The organism is Fulvimarina pelagi HTCC2506, assembly GCF_000153705.1.
Taxonomy (GTDB): domain Bacteria; phylum Pseudomonadota; class Alphaproteobacteria; order Rhizobiales; family Rhizobiaceae; genus Fulvimarina; species Fulvimarina pelagi.
The window spans coordinates 1,548,430-1,568,149 of sequence record NZ_DS022272.1; the positions used below are offsets into that span (position 1 = coordinate 1,548,430).

At 61.1% G+C, this 19,720-nt stretch carries 16 protein-coding genes; 6 read left to right on the forward strand and 10 right to left on the reverse strand.

What is annotated here, in order from left to right:
- Positions 1-6 precede the first annotated feature (6 nt).
- Together FP2506_RS17945 and FP2506_RS07305 are read right to left on the reverse strand one after the other, a co-directional pair.
- Positions 7-687, reverse strand: a complete 681-nt coding sequence (locus tag FP2506_RS17945; protein ID WP_007066787.1) for a thermonuclease family protein — start codon at positions 685-687, stop codon at positions 7-9.
- 12 nt (positions 688-699) lie between these two features.
- Positions 700-1,350 carry a LexA family transcriptional regulator gene (locus FP2506_RS07305; RefSeq protein WP_007066788.1) on the reverse strand — a complete coding sequence of 217 codons (651 nt, stop codon included), beginning with the start codon at positions 1,348-1,350 and terminating at the stop codon, positions 700-702.
- 387 nt (positions 1,351-1,737) lie between these two features.
- Between FP2506_RS07305 and FP2506_RS07310 the strand changes: the two genes are divergently transcribed.
- On the forward strand, positions 1,738-2,781 hold the full coding sequence (locus FP2506_RS07310; protein WP_050765132.1) for a YihY/virulence factor BrkB family protein: 1,044 nt from the start codon (positions 1,738-1,740) through the stop codon (positions 2,779-2,781).
- A 105-nt stretch (positions 2,782-2,886) separates the two neighbouring features.
- On the opposite strand, the gene FP2506_RS07315 is transcribed toward FP2506_RS07310, so the two are convergent.
- On the reverse strand, positions 2,887-3,969 hold the full coding sequence (locus tag FP2506_RS07315) for an SH3 domain-containing protein (protein ID WP_187289029.1): 1,083 nt from the start codon (positions 3,967-3,969) through the stop codon (positions 2,887-2,889).
- 891 nt (positions 3,970-4,860) lie between these two features.
- Positions 4,861-5,334, reverse strand: coding sequence for a MerR family transcriptional regulator (locus FP2506_RS07320; protein WP_007066792.1), 474 nt, complete (start codon positions 5,332-5,334; stop codon positions 4,861-4,863).
- A 314-nt stretch (positions 5,335-5,648) separates the two neighbouring features.
- Here FP2506_RS07320 and FP2506_RS07325 point away from each other — a divergent pair, with 314 nt between their 5' ends.
- From FP2506_RS07325 to lepB, 5 genes are all read left to right on the forward strand, one after another.
- Positions 5,649-9,530 (forward strand): peptidoglycan-binding protein, encoded by a 3,882-nt coding sequence (locus tag FP2506_RS07325; protein WP_007066793.1) that lies wholly within the window; start codon positions 5,649-5,651, stop codon positions 9,528-9,530.
- A 127-nt stretch (positions 9,531-9,657) separates the two neighbouring features.
- Positions 9,658-10,590 carry a sulfite exporter TauE/SafE family protein gene (locus tag FP2506_RS07330; protein WP_007066794.1) on the forward strand — a complete coding sequence of 311 codons (933 nt, stop codon included), beginning with the start codon at positions 9,658-9,660 and terminating at the stop codon, positions 10,588-10,590.
- Complete coding sequence (locus tag FP2506_RS07335; RefSeq protein WP_007066795.1) at positions 10,587-11,420, forward strand: TIGR02186 family protein; 834 nt, start codon at positions 10,587-10,589, stop codon at positions 11,418-11,420. Before FP2506_RS07330 ends, FP2506_RS07335 begins: the two co-directional genes overlap by 4 nt.
- A gap of 163 nt (positions 11,421-11,583) precedes the next feature.
- Positions 11,584-12,402 carry a serine O-acetyltransferase gene (cysE, locus tag FP2506_RS07340; RefSeq protein ID WP_007066796.1) on the forward strand — a complete coding sequence of 273 codons (819 nt, stop codon included), beginning with the start codon at positions 11,584-11,586 and terminating at the stop codon, positions 12,400-12,402.
- Between the two features lie 30 nt (positions 12,403-12,432).
- Positions 12,433-13,023 (forward strand): signal peptidase I, encoded by a 591-nt coding sequence (gene lepB / locus FP2506_RS07345; RefSeq protein ID WP_007066797.1) that lies wholly within the window; start codon positions 12,433-12,435, stop codon positions 13,021-13,023.
- A gap of 51 nt (positions 13,024-13,074) precedes the next feature.
- Here lepB and murB read toward each other — a convergent pair whose 3' ends face one another.
- The 6 genes from murB to murD all read right to left on the reverse strand — a co-directional run bounded on the left by murB (position 13,075) and on the right by murD (position 19,717).
- On the reverse strand, positions 13,075-14,037 hold the full coding sequence (murB, locus tag FP2506_RS07350; protein WP_007066798.1) for a UDP-N-acetylmuramate dehydrogenase: 963 nt from the start codon (positions 14,035-14,037) through the stop codon (positions 13,075-13,077).
- Between the two features lie 2 nt (positions 14,038-14,039).
- Entirely contained in the window at positions 14,040-15,455 is a 1,416-nt protein-coding gene (murC, locus tag FP2506_RS07355; RefSeq protein WP_007066799.1) for a UDP-N-acetylmuramate--L-alanine ligase, read from the reverse strand.
- A gap of 118 nt (positions 15,456-15,573) precedes the next feature.
- A complete protein-coding gene (murG, locus tag FP2506_RS07360; RefSeq protein ID WP_007066800.1) occupies positions 15,574-16,665 on the reverse strand; it encodes an undecaprenyldiphospho-muramoylpentapeptide beta-N-acetylglucosaminyltransferase in 1,092 nt (363 codons plus the stop codon).
- An 88-nt stretch (positions 16,666-16,753) separates the two neighbouring features.
- Positions 16,754-16,900 (reverse strand): hypothetical protein, encoded by a 147-nt coding sequence (locus FP2506_RS18950; protein ID WP_007066801.1) that lies wholly within the window; start codon positions 16,898-16,900, stop codon positions 16,754-16,756.
- A gap of 271 nt (positions 16,901-17,171) precedes the next feature.
- On the reverse strand, positions 17,172-18,329 hold the full coding sequence (gene ftsW / locus FP2506_RS07365) for a putative lipid II flippase FtsW (RefSeq protein ID WP_007066802.1): 1,158 nt from the start codon (positions 18,327-18,329) through the stop codon (positions 17,172-17,174).
- Positions 18,326-19,717 carry a UDP-N-acetylmuramoyl-L-alanine--D-glutamate ligase gene (murD, locus tag FP2506_RS07370; RefSeq protein ID WP_007066803.1) on the reverse strand — a complete coding sequence of 464 codons (1,392 nt, stop codon included), beginning with the start codon at positions 19,715-19,717 and terminating at the stop codon, positions 18,326-18,328. The genes ftsW and murD overlap by 4 nt, the downstream gene beginning before the upstream one ends.
- Positions 19,718-19,720 lie beyond the last annotated feature (3 nt).

The following is a 19,720-nucleotide window of genomic DNA, read 5'->3' on the forward strand; positions in this document are numbered from 1 at the left end:
TCAAGACTAACGCCAGAGCCCCCGCTTCGCCTGACGCGCTTCGTTTTCGAGTTCGGCATAGGGTCCTTCCGCCATTGCGCGGGCCCAACCGTTTGCAACGATCCATCTGGCAACATCTTCGCCGGCAAGCGTACAGGTCGAGGTGACAGTCTCGTTGCGTTCACCGAAGTCGCTTGGCGTCATGCACTCCACAGAGCGGCCTCGCAAATAGGCGCGGAGGGCCGTCCGGGCCTGCGCGCCGCAAGGCCACGATCGGCCGCCGCTGTCGCAGCGCGCGTCGGCATCAGGTGCGTCTATGCCAGGCAGCACGACAGTTGCTTGTCCGATCTTCAAACGCCCCGCATCGACCGCGACCGGCCGCGGCAGAAGTCGACGCTTGATCGGATCGGGTTCGTTCTCTGGCGCCGCGAGATCTGAAAGCGGCTTGCGTGGCGCAACCCGGCGAAGCGGTTCCTCGTCTCTCTGTCGGCCATAGACGGTTCGTGCCTCCCTCACGGGCTGGGAAGTGCCGACTTCATTCCCGTCCTCCGTCGGGCTCGTCTCAATCTGTCCGTCTTTGGGATCGTCAGCACCTTGTTCGACGGTTTCCAGATGCACGGGCGGTGTGTCGGGAACGAGGAGCAAGAGCCCGGCGGCCAGAACGAGGAGGCCGATAGCGGTGATGAGGCTGGAGACGGCCTTTCGCATCGCGGCCGACGCTTATTGGGTAGCCCATACGATGCGCGCAAGCCAGTCGATCTCCTCGACGGCGAACTGGCGCAACGGGAAGTCAGGATTCAGCGAAGAGAGTTCGATCGTGCGCGCAGTCTGGCGCTGAAGAATTTTCGCCATCACCTCGCCCTCGCGCGTCTTCACGACAACCCGGTCGCCGCGCCGTACGGAAGCCGTCGGCGATACCACGATACGATCACCCTCCCGGTAGAGCGGCTCCATCGAACGGCCGGACACTTCGAGCGCATACATCGGTTCGTCCTTTCCATCGGGAAGCGTAATCTCGTCCCAGCCGTGACCGGCCGGAAATCCCGCATCGTCGAAGAACCCACCGCCTCCAGCTTCCGCCAAACCGAGCAGTGGAACCGAAACCGGTTTTGAGCGAACTTTCGAGTCCGATTCCGCATCGTCACCGGACACGAGCTGTGCGAAGTCGCCAAAGGACGAGTTCACCGCTTCGAAAATCTTGGAAAGCGATTCGGTGGAGGGCCAGCGGGGTCGCCCATCGGTGCTTTGCCGCTTGGACTTGTTGAACGTTGTCGGGTCGAGGCCAGCCTTTCTGGCGAGCCCGGATGGCGTAAGGCCGTTGCGCTTCGCCAAAGCGTCGATCGCCGACCAGATCTCGTCGTGTGAAAACATGGGCATCGTTGTCAGCGTCGCAAAAGGAAAATTATCCTTCTTTCATAGACTCTCGTACAGCTCTTGTCCACAAAATTAGCCTCAAAATGCCCTGTAGGCCGGCAAACCTAACTCGCCATCGTAAGGAAATTACATTCCGCAGTAGGAAACAGACCGAGGTTGCTCGTCGCAAACCAGACATCGCTCTGATCGTGCGAAAAGAACCAGCATCTCAAGAGAAGCCTCTATTACCGCGCGTCTTGTCTAAAGCCGTTTGTCGTCTGCGGCGTATCGGCTGTTCGAGACCTAGCAGGCACCTTTGCAGGGAACTTGCTTCCAAGGGAGGCATTCAAGGCGAAGACCCCGCCAGACATGAATTCGGCAGGAGAAGGGATATTCGGAAACGCGATGGTCGGACGGTTCAGCCCTTATACAAACGAAGAAACGCGAAGGCGTGCGAGTGAACCCGGCCGCGGCCGTGATGCGGAAGGACCACTCGATATTCCACTGAAAGGCTGGAAGGACATCGGCCTCAGACTCTACTCCTCCTTCTTCGAGGACCGGGTGATGCTGATCGCAGCTGGTGCGACTTTCTACCTGCTACTTGCTCTTTTTCCGGCCTTTGCCGTCTTCGTCTCGCTCTATGGCTTCGTCAGCGATCCCGCGACCATCTCCGATCATATCGCCTTCATCGGCCAATTCCTGCCACAGGCCGGAACAGAGCTTCTGGAAAGTCAACTCGACACACTTGCCCGCCAGGACCCAGCCTCTCTCTCCGTCGGTTTCCTGACCGGATTTCTCTTTGCGATGTGGAGCGCCAACAATGGCATCAAGACGCTGTTCGAGGCGATGAACGTCGCCTACGGCGAGACTGAGCAGCGCAGCTTCCTGAAGCTCAACGCCGTCGCATTCTGCTTTACCATCGGCATGATCATCGTGGGCATAGTGCTCATCACGGCGATCGGCGTCATTCCCGCGATCATGAAAATTCTCGGCCTGCAAACCTTCTCCGAGATCTTCATCGCTGCCCTGCGATGGCCGGTCGTCTTCCTCTTGATAGTGGCGGCGATTGCAGCGATCTATCGATACGGACCCAGCCGCAAGCGGGCTCGCTGGAAATGGGTGATCGGCGGTGCGTTCCTCACTGCCTTCGTCTGGCTCGTCGCTTCGATCAGCTTCTCTTGGTATCTCCAGAACTTCGCCAACTACAACGCGACATACGGCTCGCTCGGGGCGGTCATCGGCTTCATGATGTGGGTCTGGGTCTCTTCCGTCATCTTCATCATCGGCGCTGAAGTGAATGCCGAAATGGAGCATCAGACCGCCCACGATACGACTGCGTATCCACCCAGTCCTATCGGTGAGCGTGGCGCTCGCGTTGCCGACACACTAGGCCAAAGCGGGCGTAGGGTCGCCGAACCCACAGCCGAAAAGAAGGGTTTGTTCGGATAGACCGAGCGGCGCTGAGCACGCTTCCGGTCCCACACATTCAGCCTCGACCGGGAAGTCGAACACTCACGTAAATATAGGGGCGGCCGACATCAGGTTGCGGACCGTTCAGAGGGTGTCTGCGCCCACCTCTCCAGCCAAGGCATCCGCCGGTTCGCCGGTTCCGACATAGGTGCCATAGACATAACCTTCGCTTGCCTCGAACCGTACCTTGCACCACTCGCCACATTCCATGACCGTGAGCGGAGCGCCTTCGGACAGCACGGTCAGGATTCCAGCGTCCATCTCTGGCGCGTCGCGCATATTCACGTGCGTCTTCGCAAAGCCCGGCTGCCCGGCCTGAAATCTGCCGTCGGGAAGCTCGCCTATAGGCTTCGTACCGGCATCGGCAGTATCCGCATCTCGCGCAAGATCAGCTTTAAATGCCGGCACCGGAACCTGCATTCCGCGTTCGCGCATTGGGGGCGCGATCGCTGCGGTAATGCGCTCATCGAGGCGAAGTGCTTGGACCTCTTCCGCAAATCCAGCAAGAAGACCAGGCCAGACCGTTCCGGTTTTCGCTTCGATCGCCTTGGCGCGATCAAGCAACGAAAGGACACTCGTCTCGTCCGACGCTGGCTTTATGCCACCCGTCACGAGGTCACCGTCGACGCCCGGTTTGACGCTCGCCGACTTGTCCCCCGGCAGGGTGGTACTCAGTCGCTCGACCGCGATTTTCGTTTCCGGCCCTCCCGACCGACGTGTCACTGTGATTTCGGCCTGTGCGCTCTTCTGAACCTCGGCGACCCCGAGTTCCCTCTCCGCAGGGGGGTCGATCGGTGCTTCGTGCCGTGCTTCGACGGGTTTTGATTTAACTATATCTGCGTCATCGCGCGAAAGCCGCGCAATCAGCCCGGCCACATCCGCGCGCTCTTCGCCGGCCGCATGCTCGCTCGCCGCGATATCGACGACTGCGTGACCAGCTATCGACTGCCGTTCCAGACCGATAAGGCTCGCAATCTGCGACCAGTTCGTCGCCAGTACGGCGCCAACACCGATTATCGCAAACAGGCAGAACGCGCCGGCCATGAAACCGAAGATCGGATAGCGCTGCCAGATCGGTGCGGCCCGCGAAATATCTTCCGGCTCCTCGAAGAAGGATCGGCCCCACCGCTGATAGGACGGACCCGAGGTCCGTTGCAGTTCATACAAACTGCGACGGTTTCTCAGTCGATCCCGGATCATTTCCTCGTTCGGGCGGCTGTGCGCACCAGTCTTCGGCTCGTTCATCCTCTTCCCACCATGCCTACCCGGACACCCGCTTCTCGCATGCGCCTTCTCTGTCGGTCACAGCACTGACCGACCCAATCCGGCCTCACGGAAGTAAGGCACGTGAACTACTTACGGAAAACGCTACGATGCTACGGTTGCCTCAATATGGAACAGTCTTGATCTACCGTTGCCCCGAAGTTTGCCACGAGGCACAGCGAAAAAGCCACCCGTTTGAAGATGAACGGTTTAGCCTGAGGTCAGCTTGAGAGCCGTTCCGGCGGCTCCGACGCAGCTCCTCCCGCTGCCCGCATCACGCGGCGAGGCCTAGTGGACCGACCTTGCCTCATCCCTACCTGATGCCTGACGACGGAATAGCAGCGAAAACCGTTCCGCCCACCTTCGCGCAATCTTATAGATCGAGCGACCAAGCCTTGCAGTGGATCGGCGCGTGCGATCTGGTCGGAAGGTCTGAAAGGGTTCCCGCATGCGCCGGCCATCGCCTGTCGAACCGGCGGCGGGGCATACCATTCGCGCAGATCAAATTCCTACGGTTTTGTGAAGAATGGCCCTGCGATCCACCAAGCTGGCAGATTTAGCCACTGGGTGGCGGATGGGCGTTCCTTAGCCCTCGCCTCGATCTCGAACCAAGCCACAGGAAGCGGCCGCTGCCGGCTCCATGGATTTCGCCCTGAAGCTGCACAGCAAAAAAGCGGCCGCGCTTTACACGAGACCGCTGTATGTCATGATCAACTTCCGGTCGCTCTCTAAGGCTTAGGGACCGCCTGTCTGCGGGGGCCAGCTTGCACTTCGACCCCCCGCGCTTCCTCGGCATCAACTCTCCAGCTGGGAGAGTCGCTCGCGCGCCACCTTCATGGTCAGGTCCATGGCCGCGATCGATTCTTCGATTTCGCGCTTCTGCTCGTGGAGGATGATCTGCTGTTCCTCGAAACGTTCGAGTGCGAGCTCGAGCTGTTTCCGCTTGCCATCCGGCTGGTGATAGAGATCGATCAACTGCCGGGCTTCCGTCAGCGAAAACCCTAGCACTTTCGCAAGGAGAACGAGCCGAAGGCGGGCACGGTCCCTGCGGCTGTAGAGCCGGGTCGTACCCCTGCGTTCCGGACTCAGCAGACCCCGGTCTTCATAGAATCGCAACGTGCGTAACGTGACACCAAACTCCCGGGCCAAGTCACCAATCCGATAGACATCCCGCTCGGCGTCTTCGTGCTCTTCAATTCCAAGCAGGAAGTTTACGTCTGCGCCGGACTCGTCCTCGAGCGGCTGTTGAGTCTTTTGAGCTAGTGCCATTGTTAGGTCCGTCGGAAGTTATGGAGCCACGGCATACTTATGATTCACCCGTGATCTTTAGTCGCCCATATCGTTACGATACGTGCAAAAACAAGGCGGTAAAAAGTCGAAGCCTCGAGCTTTTTCAGATCAGGAAGAGTGGCCTGCTCCCATGAGAGGTCAAGGCTCACACCTGCCCGGCATCATAGGCATAAGGGAAGGCGCGACTGATTTAACGGTTCGTTAACCATGTTGACTGAAAGTCGGCCACACCCCCGAACGCTGCGATGCATGCGCTTTTCGTAACGTTCGAATAGACCGACCGGGATAGCGATATGGCTGAACTCATGGGACAGAAATCTGGCGGCCGGCAGCGCGGAAAGGGTCATGCGGCCCTGGCCGATCTAAGCCGCACGTTGGAGGCGCTAGAGGACCGGCTCGATCGCGTCGCCAGAGCGAGAGACGCTGGCGCCTCATCGAGCCCATCGCAGATCCAGGATCTTGTCGGACGTACGCAGCGGCGTATCGAAGACGGCCGCAGCATCGCTAGCCGACCCGAGCTTTCCGATGCAGTGTCTCAAATCGTCATGCGACAAAAAGTCCTCGACCAACAGGCCTTTGGCAATTCAGCTACACCTTCACGCTCACCGGATCGCGGGCCGATACAGCCCAGCCGAAGCAAGCCCGTCGGGTTCGCCGGCAACGAATCCCGCTTCGACCGTCGTGCTTCGAAGCACGACGGCGCTTCTGTAGGCGATCTGAAATCCGAATTGCAGCGACTGCGCGAGGAACTGACTCGCAACCTCTCGTCCGACGTCTCCCAACAGGTCGAGGAGATGCGCGACGCTCTCGCGGACCTTCAGAGTGCAATTACCCAGAACGCGCGTCCTTCGATCGTGCGCGAAGAGATAGCCCGCCTTCACCATCGTCTCGACCAGATGGGCCGAAGCGGCGTCGACCACAACATCGTTGCGGACATGCGGGCGCAACTCGACGACATCGACAGCTTCATGGAGCGCCGTCACCGCCAGCAGCGGTTTGAGCGCTTCGACGGCGCCATACCGGTCGCCAATGGGGATCCTCGCGAAGCCGACGAACGTGCCGAATTGAAAGCCGAAATCGAGCGCCTGCGCGAGTCGCTCTCGAAGCTTGCCAGCGAAGACCAGTTGAGAGCTGTCGAACAGCGTTGGGCGGACTTCGAGAAACGTTTCGTCGAGGAGGTCGGTGCCAAGGATCGTACTGCAGAGCTAACTGACCGAATGATGGCCGAGATGGAGAAGCTGCGCGAGCAGATGCGCAGCTTCGCGTCCGAGCATTCCGTCAATGCGGCCGAGTCGTTATGGAATGGTGTCGAGGCACGCTTCACGCCGCGCGAAGAGACGGAAGAGAATATCGCCAAAATCGGCGACCGGATCGCGCAACTCGAAGAGGCGCTGGCCGGCCTTCCCGACAAGCTACCCTTCGATGACCTCGACCGCCGCATCGAGTCGCTCTCTCAAGTCATTGGCTCGATTTCTGATCAGGTGGTTTCAAACAGCGGCGATAGCCAACGCTTCGCCAACATAGACACCCGACTCGATGAAATAAATCTGGCGATTGCCAATCTCGCCTCCAACCCGCCCAGCATCGATCTCGCGCCAATAGAGCGGATCGAAGCGCGGATGCACGCTCTCGCCGAACGCGTCGACGAGATCGCTTCGGACGGAACGGTTTCGATGCTCGCCGAGAAGCTTGCCGAGCTGACCGGACGCATCGATGCGATGGCCACCACTGAACCCGACGCTCAGTTCGTCGATCACATTGGCCGTCTGAATGAGCGGCTCGATGAACTCGCCGAGCAGAATCGCGTCTCACACAAGGACATGGCCGCCATCGAAGAGCGGCTGGCCGCACTCGCGGTCAGTATCGAGACACAGCTCTCCCAGCCCTATGAGGACGGCGAGGCGATTGCCAATCTGGAAAACCAGGTCGGCCGCCTCACCGATTTTCTCAACTCGGAGAGCTTCAACTCACCCGCTGAAATGGAACGGCGGCTCGATGAACTCGAACGGAAGGTCGACGAAAACGCCGAACAGATTTTCTTCGCCGCCAAAAGCGCGGCCGAGGAAGCCGTCCGACAAATGCTTGCACAGGGCGACTACAGCCAAAGCGAGCACGTTACGCGCCTTACCGAGGAGCTCGATCGGCTTCAGATTCTGTCAAACGACAACAATGTCCGTTCGACAGACTTCTATGAAGCTGTCAACGCCGCACTCAGCCGCCTCGTCGACCGGATCGACGCCATCGAGCGTGACTTCGAGAAACCGCAGACAAACGACGAACAGCACCCCGTTGATATGTCGGACACGGGCTACGCAGCCCGCGCAGTTTATGTGCAGCCCGAACCCGTGGACGTGGCAGACGACGCTGATGGCGATCAACCCGCAGGCGACCAGCACGAGTGCGACCAGCCGACCGGCGACCAGCCGGCAGGCGACCATAAGGAGCGCGAGGTAAGCGCTAGCCCCGGCGGGCTGCGGGCGCTTCTTTCTCGTAGATTTAAGAAGCGTGACGTTCAGAAGCCGGAGCAGCAAGCGACCAGTCCGAGCTGGTACGACGCCGAGGATAAACTCGACGACAGCGCGGCAAATCCCAATACAGACGATCTGCACGAGTCGCCGGCGCTTGATGCCGCCGATGCACTCGAAAGCGAGGAGGCGAACCGCCCGCTTGCAATCGGCTCCGGCGGACCGGACATCGCCGCGTTGCTCGAGCGCGTCCGCAACCAGAAGGCCGAGGCCAAGTCGAATGCGGCCGACGACAACACGAAGGCGGACTTTATCGCCGCTGCCCGGCGCGCTGCCTTGGCGGCCGCCGAGGAAGCCGAAGGCCTGAACGACGATCGCTCGGAAGACGGCCTCCTCGACGAGGCCTCCGAGGACACCTCACGCCGCCGCAGGCCGATCATGCTAGCCGCCAGCGCCGTTCTGTTGGCACTGCTCGCGCTTCCTGTCGGCAAGGTGATCGCCGAGAAGGCCAATTTCTTCTCCTCTCCTGAGCCCGTAACCGCTGAAGTTGCGCCCGCGAAAGTAAAATTGGCCGTCACCGAAAGTGCGGAGAAGCCCGACGTCGCTAAGACGAACGCAGAGCCGAAGGCTGCAGCGAAGGCGGAAGAGACGCCCGTCATTGGTGTTTCGAGCGCACCGAAACGGCAGATCGCCGACAGCAAGCCCGGTGTCGCCGCTCCCTCAACCGGGCAGGTTAAGGTCACTCCCGCGGTGAGTCCGGCCGCATTCAAGCCGAACACCGTTGCCCCTGACGCCAGCCCGACCACTGTAACGAGCAAAGACGTCGATCTCAGTGATCAGATCGCATCGTTGCCCGAAGGCATTGCGTCCGTTGCGCTTCTCGATGCCGCCAGGTCCGGTGATCCGAAAGCCCTTTTCGAACTTGGTCTTCGCCTCATGGAGGGCCGGATCGTCAGTTCCGACGCCGCGAAGGCAGCAGAATGGTTCGAGCGATCCGCCAAACTCGACTTCGCGCCGGCGCAGTACAGCCTCGGCACGCTCTACGAAAAGGGCAACGGCGTCGAGCGCGACACTGTCAAAGCGCGCGACTGGTATCTGAACGCCGCCAAAAACGGCAATGTCCGCGCCATGCATAATCTCGCCGTCCTCTTCGCCACCGGTGTCGATGGGAAGTCCGAGCCTGACCTTGCTGCCGATTGGTTCATCCAGGCCGCTAATCACGGCATGACGGACAGCCAGTACAATCTCGGCATCCTCTTCGCCCGCGGTGCTGGCGTCGAACAGAATTTGAGCGAGTCATACAAATGGTTCGCGATCGTCGGTCAAAGTGGCGACAACGATGCCCAGGAAAAACGCGACGAAGTCGCCGAGTCGCTCAGCCCGGAACAGCTTGAAGAGGCAAAAGCCTCGGTCGAGAGCTTCTCGGTCCTTGAACGCTCCGAGCAGGCGAACACGGTCGACATCCCGAAGGAGTGGGCGGCCGCCGCGCCGAAACCGACGACCACCGCATCGATCGACATGACGCGAGCGATCCGAAACATTCAGGCCATTCTCGGCAACCTCGGCTACGACGCCGGCCCACCCGACGGCGTCATTGGCGACCTGACACGTACCGCGATCAAGGATTTTCAGTCGGACGCAGGCCTCGCTTCGACAGGTGAGATCGACGAGGCGCTCATCCGAGCGCTTCTCGACCGCAAGGATAGCTGACGCCGACCGGTGTCAACCCTATCCGGAACCGACACGCGTAGAGATTTGACAATCTAGAGGGCTTCGCGCGAAGACGTGCGGAGCCCTTCGTTTGTCTGGCTTCGGCCTATAAGAGCCTGTACAGCCCGTGTTCCTGCACCTGCCGATCGCGGAGATCTCAGTCAACCTTTTCGTCATTGTCGGCATGGGAATGGCGGTCGGCTTTCTTTCGGGATTGTTTGGCGTCGGCGGCGGTTTCCTGATCACGCCGCTGCTCATTTTCTACAACATCCCGCCGGCCATCGCGGTCGCGACCGGCGCAAACCAGGTTGTCGCATCCTCATTCTCGGGTGCGCTTGCACACTATAAGCGCGGCACCGTCGACCTCAAACTCGGGAGCATGCTCCTTGCCGGCGGCGCTTTAGGATCTTTGGCCGGAGTTTGGCTGTTTGGTTTGCTCAGATCGATCGGACAGCTCGATCTCGCGGTCTCCCTCCTTTACGTCGTCTTTCTCGGAAGTATCGGCGGACTGATGCTTAACGAGAGCGTCCGGTCCATGCTGAGAAGTAGAAAGGGCACCACAGGTAGCGACCTGCGTAGGCCGGGCCAGCATAGCTGGGTTCTCGGCCTGCCGCTCAAGATGCGTTTTCCGAGATCTCGGCTCTATATCTCGATCATTCCGGTCATCACGCTCGGCTTCTTCATTGGCGTCCTCGCCGCGATCATGGGCGTCGGTGGCGGCTTCGTCATGGTGCCAGCCATGATCTACCTCCTGCGCGTCCCGACAAACGTCGTTATCGGTACTTCGCTCTACCAGATCATGTTCACCGCCGCCGTAACGACGGTACTGCAGGCGGCGACCAACCAGACGATCGATATCGTTCTTGCTTTCCTCCTCATGCTCGGCGGCGTCATCGGTGCCCAGTTCGGCGCAGAGGCCGGCCGCAAACTCCGCGGTGACCAACTTCGCGCCCTCCTTGCTCTCTTGGTCCTCGCGGTCGGCGTGCGGCTCGGCGTCGAGTTGGTACTGACGCCCGACTCGCTCTACTCACTCGCATCGCCGACGGGTAAGATCGAATGAGTTGTGCACGAACCATTGCCAAGAGCGCACTGGCGATCACCGTCCTCATCGGCGCGATGGCTTTTCAGCCAGAATGCTCCGGAGCTCAAGAGGTCATCGAGGACCCGCCGGAGAGTTTCGACATCGGCTTGTCCTCGTCGACGATCGGCATCACCTCCGAGTTCAACGGTGAGGATCTCACCATCTTCGGCGCGCTCGACAATGCAGACGCGCGGATTCAGCGACAGCAACGCTATGACATCGTCATTGCGCTTTTCGGTCCGCGCGAGCCCATAGTGGTGCGCGAAAAGGATCGCTTCTTCGGCATCTGGATCAATCGGGAATCTGCAACCATTCCGGCCGCTCCCGCCACATATTCCCTCGCCTCGACTCGGCCTCTACGTGACATCACCTCACGAGCGACACGTGAGCGGCTCAGCCTCGGCATCTCGACCCTGCGCCTCGACGGCACACTGCCACGGCTCGGCGAACCGCGGCCTCTTCTCCGGCCCAGACAGAAATTCGCGGAAGCCTTGCGTGAGATCAAGACGGGCCGAGGCCTCTATTCCGAGACGATCGGCGGCGTGCAGTTTCTCGGTCCCAGCCTGTTCCGGGCGGAACTGAGGCTCCCGGCAGATCTGCCGATCGGCCAACACATCGCCCGCGCCTACCTCTTTCGCGAAGGCAAGGTCATCCGCCACACATCGCGCACCCTGACCGTGGTCAAGGTCGGTTTTCAAGCTCAGATCGATGCCTTCGCAAGCAATTACGGCCTGATCTTTGGTTTCGTCGCGGTCCTCGTCGCAATCGTCACAGGCTGGCTCGGCCGCATCATCTTCAAGCGCGACTGACGGACTGGGCCCCGCAACGCGAGTGCTGCACCATCCCGTCTGCCCTGTTCCGATTTTTCCAGCGCGCCGTTGGACCGCGACGGCACTGTCACTATCTTGATTGACACGGTTATTATGGTCGGGTTCGCACGCCAGTTCAGAACTCCGAAGCGAGGCAAAACCCATGGTACAGCGTAACGCGTCAAAACTCACCGCAGTGCGCGATGTCGATCCGATCTGGAACAGCCTGCGCGAGGAGGCGGCGGCGATGGCAAAGGCCGAGCCTACGCTTGCCGGCTTCGTCTACGCCACGATCCTCAACCAGAACTCGTTCGAAGCGGCGCTCGCCCATCGTATCGCCCAGCGCATGGATCATGGCGACGTGCCGGCCTACATGATCACCCAGGCTTTCGAGCAGATGTTCGATGACGATCCGGAACTGTCGGAGATCATACGGACGGATATACAGGCTGTTCTCGACCGCGACGCCGCCTGCGACCGCTATATCGAGCCGCTTCTTTACTTCAAGGGGTTCCACGCCCTTCAGACGCATCGCCTCGCCCATTGGCTCTGGAAGCACGAGCGGCGCGACTTCGCGCTCTTCCTCCAGTCTAGGTCTTCCTCGGTCTTCCAGTGCGATATCAATCCCTGCGCCCGTTTCGGTCGCGGTATCTTCCTTGACCATTCGACCGGCATAGTCGTCGGGGAGACCGCCGTTGTTGCGGACGATGTTTCCATTCTTCAAGAGGTAACCCTCGGCGGTACGGGAAAGGAAGATGGCGACCGCCATCCGAAGGTCGGCAAGGGGGTTCTGATCGGGGCCGGCGCAAAAATCCTCGGCAATATCAAGATCGGTGACTGCTCGAAGGTCGCAGCGGGTTCAGTCGTGCTGAGAGACGTGCCGCAATATTCGACAGTCGCCGGCGTGCCGGCACGCGTCGTCGTCGTTCGCAAGGGCTGCGAGCCGCCGGCGCGGGTCATGGACCAGCGGATCGAACGCTAGCCGGCACCCGTTCGTGATCGAACGACATCCGTGAAGACCGCCATCCGTCTCGTCCTCGGCCTCGTCGTCATCGCCGTCGCCGGCACCGCGCTTGCCGCGACGATCCTCGGCCCCTACCGGATCGAGGCCAATTCCATGGCGCCCAACGTCGTCGACGGCACGGTCGTCTACACCGATCCGACCTTCGCGCGGCGGCCCTTCGGCGATCTCCTCGCGCGCCACGATCCCGAGCGCGGCGACATGATCATGTTCAAGCCCCGCGAGCCCGACGCGCCCTATATCAAGCGCGTGATCGGCCTACCGGGCGAGACGATCCAGCTGAAGGACGGAACCGTCCATATCGACGGCACCGCCGTCGCCCTCGAAGCCTCGAACGAGAGCGAAGCGCCCGAAGGCCTGGACGGCGAGCTGCTGACGGAGACCCTTCCGGAGGGCGTCAGTTACGACATTCTCGACACCATGCCCGGCACATCCGGCGACAATACTAGACCGTTCGACCTGCCCGAAGATCACTACTTCGTCCTTGGCGACAATCGCGACAACTCCGTCGACAGCCGGTCAGACAGCGTCGGTTTCGTGCCGCGCGACGCAATCATCGGTCGGGCCTGGAAGCTTTACTGACGGGTTTCTCGACTCACCTTGCCACTCGCCGAGCGTGTAAGTTCGCGCAGCTCAACGCCCGTCAAGGAACGGCTTGACCGTGCGGCCATCGATGAACTCGCCGATCCGCTTGATCTCCCATTCGAGCGTGATGCCGGAGGTTTTGCGCACGCGATCACGCACGGTCTCGCCAAGGGTTTCAAGATCGTATCCGGTCGCCTCCCCGGTATTGATCATGAAATTGCAGTGCATCTCCGACATCTGAGCTTCACCGACCTTCAGCCCTCGGCATCCGGCCTTGTCGACTTCCTTCCAGGCGGATGTGCCTTCCGGGTTCTTGAAGGTCGAGCCGCCGGTCTTTTCTTTCACCGGCTGAACGGTCTCGCGGTGGTGCTGAACCTCGTCCATCTTTCGCTGAATTTCGGCAGCGTCGCCGCGTGGTCCCTCGAAGAGCGCCCGCGTGAAGACAAGATCTTCGCTGGCCGATGAATGACGGTAGGCATAACCCATCTCGTCATTGGACAGCACATGCTTGCCGCCCCTCCTGTCGATGGCGTGAACCTCAACAACCCGCTCGCGGGTCTCGACGCCGTTCGCACCCGCGTTCATGCGCAGGGCACCGCCGATCGAGCCTGGAATGCCATGGTAAAAATGGAACCCGTCGAGACCAGCCTGTAGGGCCGTCGCAGCAACCCGCTTGTCGGGACAGGCCGTCCCAGCAATCAGCCGCGTCTCGGAGACCTGCTCGGCCATACCGAACCCTTTGGCCGAAAGGCGAATAACGACACCGGGGATGCCACCGTCACGCACAAGAAGATTGGAACCGATGCCGACGACGCGCACCGGAACCTCCGCCGGGATCGCGGCCATCAGCAACCCGAGGTCGTCCTCGTCGGCCGGCATCGCCAGCACTTCCGCCGGACCGCCGACCCGAAACCAGGTAACCTTGTCCATGCCGGCGTTCGCCGACAGCCGACCCCGGAAATTCTTCGCGCGACCACGCAGGTCTTCGAGCAGAGCTTCGCCGTCGATCATGGTCAGGCCGCCTGTCCGCGAACGTCTTCCAACTGTTTCGGCAGCGCATAGGCCCACTGGGTGATCGAGCCGGCGCCGAGCAGGATCACTATGTCTTCTGCCTCCGCGATCTGGTTTATGAGTGTCGGCAGTTCATCCGGCCCGTCGATCAGCCGCGCATCGCGATGTCCACCGAGCTTGATACGCTCGACCAACATTTCCGAATTGGCGAATTCGATGGGCTCTTCACCCGCGGCGTAGACCGGGGCGAGAATTACCGTATCGGCGTCGTTGAAGCAGGAAGCGAAATCGGGGAACAACGCTTGAAGCCGCGTGTAGCGATGGGGCTGGACCACCGCGATCACCCGGCCGTTTGCCGAAGCGCGCGCCGCTGCCAGGACCGAGCGAATTTCCACCGGGTGGTGGCCGTAGTCGTCATAGATCGCGATACCATCCACAACGCCCGTCAGAGTGAAGCGGCGCTTGACGCCCTCGAAGGTGGCGAGGCCCTTCTGGATTTGCTCCGGCGAAAGGCCCAGCCTGTCGGCGACGGCGATCGCGGCGGTCGCGTTGGAGACGTTGTGCTTGCCGGGCATCGGCAGCGTCAGTTCGCCGAGATTGGTTTCTGTACCCTTGACCCGGTCGCGCACCGTGACCGAAAAATGTGACTTGCCGGGCTCGAACGAAACGTTCTCGAACCGCACATCGGCCTGCGGATTCTCGCCATAGGTGATCACACGGCGATCTTCGATTTCCGAGACCACGCTCTGCACCACGGGATGGTCGATGCACATGACGGCAAAACCGTAGAACGGCACGTTCTCGACGAAGGAGCGGAAGGCCTCCTTCACCCTCTCGAAAGTGCCGTAATGATCGAGATGCTCTGGATCGATGTTGGTGACGACGGCGATGTCCGCCGGCAGTTTGAGGAACGTGCCGTCGGACTCGTCCGCCTCGACGACCATCCAGTCGCCCTCGCCCATGCGCGCATTCGTGCCATAGGCGTTGATGATACCGCCGTTGACCACCGTCGGATCGAGCCCGCCGGCATCGAGAAGAGTCGCGACCATCGAAGTCGTCGTCGTCTTGCCGTGGGTTCCACCGATTGCGATCGCCTGGCGGAAGCGCATCAGTTCCGCAAGCATCTCTGCGCGCCGGACGATCGGCAGCAGGCGTTCGCGCGCCGCCGCCAGTTCGGGGTTGGTCCGCTTGATCGCCGTCGATACGACGACCACCTCGGCATCGCCCAGATTGTCCGCCCGGTGGCCGATCGAGACCTTGACGCCCTTCTCGCGCAGCCGCGTGACGTTGGCGTTCTCGGCCTGGTCCGAGCCCTGCACCGTGTAGCCGAGATTGACCAGAACCTCGGCAATTCCGCTCATTCCGATGCCGCCGATCCCGATGAAATGGACCGGGCCGATATTGGGCGGCATCTTCATGATGGTGTCTCCTGTCCGGTTCTTTCCAGCCTGTCGGCGGGACCCGCAGACTTGGCCACTCGCAGCACGCCCTCAAGCGGCAGTCGGGCTCATCGCTGTGGTCTGATATGAGGCTTGTTCAAACGTCTCGCGGCATAGACTCAACGAGGTCCGCAAGCAAGCGAGCCGCATCGGCCACCCCGGTCCTCTTCGCCGCTGCCGCCATCGCCGCGGCGCGGTCGGGATTGTCTGCAAGATCGACAATAATGCCCGCAAGTTTATCCGGCGTCAGTTCCGCCTGCCTGATCACGATGGCGCCATCCTCTGCCTCAAGTCGCGCAGCATTCGCCGCTTGATCGTGATCGAGCGCATAGGGATAAGGAACAAGAATGGCCGGACGGCCGATCACCGAGATCTCCGAGACCGTCGACGCGCCCGAGCGGCTAATGACAAGATGCGCATCCCCGATACGCGCTGCCATGTCGTCGAAGAACATCGAAACTTCTGCCTCGATCCCCGCCGCTTGGTAGAAGGCCTCGACTGACCCCGCATCGTTCTCGCGCGCCTGCTGCGTGATCTTCAGACGATTCTTCAAAGCTTCGGGCAAGCGCTCGACCGTCTTGGGCAGGACTTCGGAGAAAAACTGAGCCCCCTGGCTTCCGCCGAAGACAACGAGCCGGAACGGTTCGTCGGTTCTCGGCGGTTCGTAGGGTTTCTCGGCGGCGGCCAGCACCGGCTTTCGCACCGGGTTGCCCGTTACGACGGTCTTCTTCGCGTGTCGTTCGTCGGCCTTCGTCTGTGGAATGCCCGCGGCGATCCGGTCCACCCGGTTCGCCAGGAACTTGTTCGCACGCCCCATCACCGCGTTCTGCTCGTGAATCGCCGTCGGGCGCCCGGCTCGGATCGCTGCCATAAGTGGTGGGACTGTTGGATAGCCGCCGAAACCGACCACCACGTCTGGCCGAATGCGCCGCACGAGAGCGCCCGCCTGCCGGAACCCTTGCCACAGCGTCCAAAGCGTCTTCGCCATTGCAAACGGGTTTTTCGAAGCGAAGGTCGCCGAGCGTATGGTATGGACGGCTTCGCCCGGAAATCTCTGCGTAAAGCGGCCGGCCCGATCATCCGTCGCAAGATGAACGCTATGCCCCCGTGCAATCAGTTCGTGGGCGAGTGCTTCGGCCGGAAAGAGATGGCCGCCGGTCCCCCCGGCGGAAAGAAGAATCGTGCTCATGCCGCTCCCGCTATCGCGCGATCATGTCGGCTTTGCGATGGGAACTGTCGTGTGGCAACGCAGGATGGGAACGGATTGTGGGGGCAGCTTACCGGCTCTTGCGGCGGCGTTCGCGGGCATCGCGGGCATTCGCTTGAGCCGTGATCTTCCTGGCGTCGTCAAAGACCCACCACGCGATGAGAAGCGCGGCAATCGGGGTCATCGACCCGAACAGAACGATTTCAAGCGTGCTCATCAGTCAAGTTCCCTCGAAGATCGCTTCGATAGGAAACGTAAGGCTGGACTTGCCAGAAAGCATAGGAGGGAAATGATCGCGGCTCAAAGCGTCGCCCGCTTTCGCTGAGCAGAATCGACGTCGGTATCGTCAGACCACCGACGATGAAGAGTCCGATAGCGATCGCGTTTCAATAAGCTGCCTGGAGCTTGATCACCTCGCGCTCGCTCTCCGTCTTCGCAGCGGGCTCCGTTCCGTTTTCCCCTCTCGGGTCCCTATCCCGTCGATCGGCTTAAACCCCGTGAACGAGCGCCGTCCTTTCCATCAGCCGATCCGTATAGCTGCGGTTCTCCGGCCGTCGTCGCGTCAACGCGAGCACGAAACCGGCGCTGATCGAGATCGCAATCATCGACGAGCCGCCATAGGAAATGAACGGCAGTGTCATGCCCTTGGCCGGCAGGAGCTGCAGGTTCACCGCCATGTTGATGATCGATTGGAGGCCGAACACGAAGACCAGCCCGGAGATCGAGAGCCGGACGAATGGGTCACGCTGCGCAAGCGCAACCGAGAGCCCGCGCATCACGATGAAGGCGAAGAGGAGCGCCAGAATCATGCAGGTGATGATGCCGAATTCCTCGGCGATGACTGCGAAGGCGAAGTCGGTGTGGCTGTCAGGGAGAAGCCGTTTTACCGTACCCTCGCCTGGTCCCTGGCCTAACCAGCCACCATTCAGAATTGCCTCGCGCGCCGTATCCGTCTGGTAGTTGTCGCCCTCTCCGGTGAAGAACCGGTCGATACGGCTCGCCACGTGGTCGAACACCTCGTAGGCAAAGAACGCGCCAACGAGACCGATGGCGGCGAGCACAGCGATCCAGAGCCAGGGCATGCCGGCCATGAAGAAAAGCCCGCCCCACGTCGCCGCGACAAGCATGGTCTGGCCGAGATCGGGCTGTGCGACCAGTAAAGCGACGGTGATCAGAAGCAGCACCAAAGCGCAGAGATTGCCTGGAATCTCAGTCCGCCGCGCATTCTCGGCGAAGAAGAAGGCGCAGACCACGACGAAGGCCGGCTTCATGAATTCGGACGGCTGAATGTTCATCAGGCCGAAATCCAGCCAGCGTCGTGCACCCTTGATTTCACTCCCAATGAAGAGAGTCAGGACCATCAACACCAACGAGGCCGCGAGGATGATGATCGCGGCCCGGCGGACGCCGCGCGGTGTCAAGAGCGATGTTGCGAAGAGAACCAAAGCCGACGGGATCAGAAAGAACAGGTGGCGCTCGACGAAATGGAATGGTTGGAGGCCTATGCGCTCGGCAACCGGCGGACTCGCGGCAAAGGAAAGCACCGCGCCACCGACGAGCAGCATGAGGAATGCCCCTACCAGCCAGTGATCGAGCCCGCGCCACCAGTCCGACACTTTGACGATCTTACTGCCCGACTCGCTCATCGACCCGCCTCGACCTCGATATCCTTCAGGGACCGAACCGAATCACGGAACGCGTCTCCTCGCACCTCAAAATTACGATACTGGTCGAAGCTGGCGCAGGCCGGGGACAACAGCACGGCCGCCGATTTTTCGTCTTCGGCGCTGTCGCGAGCAGCGCTTGCGACAGCATTGTCGAGCGTTGCGGAAATTTCGTAAGCCACATCCTCGCCAAGGGTCGCAGCGAACGCCGGCGCCGCCTCACCAATGAGATACGCTTTGACGATTTTCGGGAAGAAACGGGAGAGTTCGGCGATGCCGCCCTCTTTCGGCAACCCACCGGCGATCCAGTAGATCCGTTCGAAAGACGCGAGCGCCGTCGCAGCCGCATCTGCATTGGTTGCCTTGGAATCGTTGATAAAAAGCGTCTTACCGATCCGTCCGACTTCTTCCATTCTGTGAGCAAGGCCCGGGAAGCTCCTCAAACCTTTGAGGATTTGCGCTTCGCCAACATCACAAAGCGTTAGCGCCGCAACGGCCGCCGCCGCGTTCTGGCCGTTGTGCCGTCCCCTCAGCGAGCCTATGCCGGTGAGATCGAAGCTTGCCTCGCTGAAACCATCCAACGCCCGCACGACGATGCCGTCGGCATAGCCGACGCCGCCGGCCACTGCGCCCTGCCCACTGATACGAACGACTGGCCGCCCGGCAGCCTCGATCCGATCCGCGATCGCGCGGCACCAGATATCATCAGCACCAATTACAGCCCGGTCCGCACCTACCACGAGCCGCTCTTTCACCGAGGCGTAGTGCTCGATCGTGCCATGTCGATCGAGATGGTCTGCGGTGAGATTGAGAAGCAGGGCGACACTCGGCTTGAGCCCCGGCGCCAGATCGATCTGGTAGGACGAGCACTCGACGACGTAGTGCCGCTCCGGCGTCGGCTCCTGAAGCGTCAACACCGGCACGCCAATATTGCCGCCGAGTTGGGTGTCGCGCCCCGCTTCCTTCAGGCAATGTGCGATCAATGCTGTCGTCGTCGACTTGCCGTTGGTCCCGGTGATCGCGACGAAGCGAGCCTCCGGCGCTTTCGAAGCGCGCTCGCGCCCGAAGATCTCGACATCGCCGATGATCGGCACTCCGGCTGCATTGGCCAGATCGACCGACCAGTGCGGCCGCGGATGGGTCAGCGGCACGCCCGGCGAGAGCACGAATGCGGCAAGGCCGTTCCAGTCGATTTCGCGAAGGTTCTGCGTCGGGATGCCATGCGTTACAGCCTTCTCGACGCTCCCTGGGTTATCGTCGAACGCGATCAGGTTCGCTCCGCCCTCGATCAGCGCAGAAGCCGTCGCAAGCCCCGACCCTCCGAGGCCAAAAAGGGCGACACGAAGTCCGGCAAAAGTGTCGATCTTCATGGC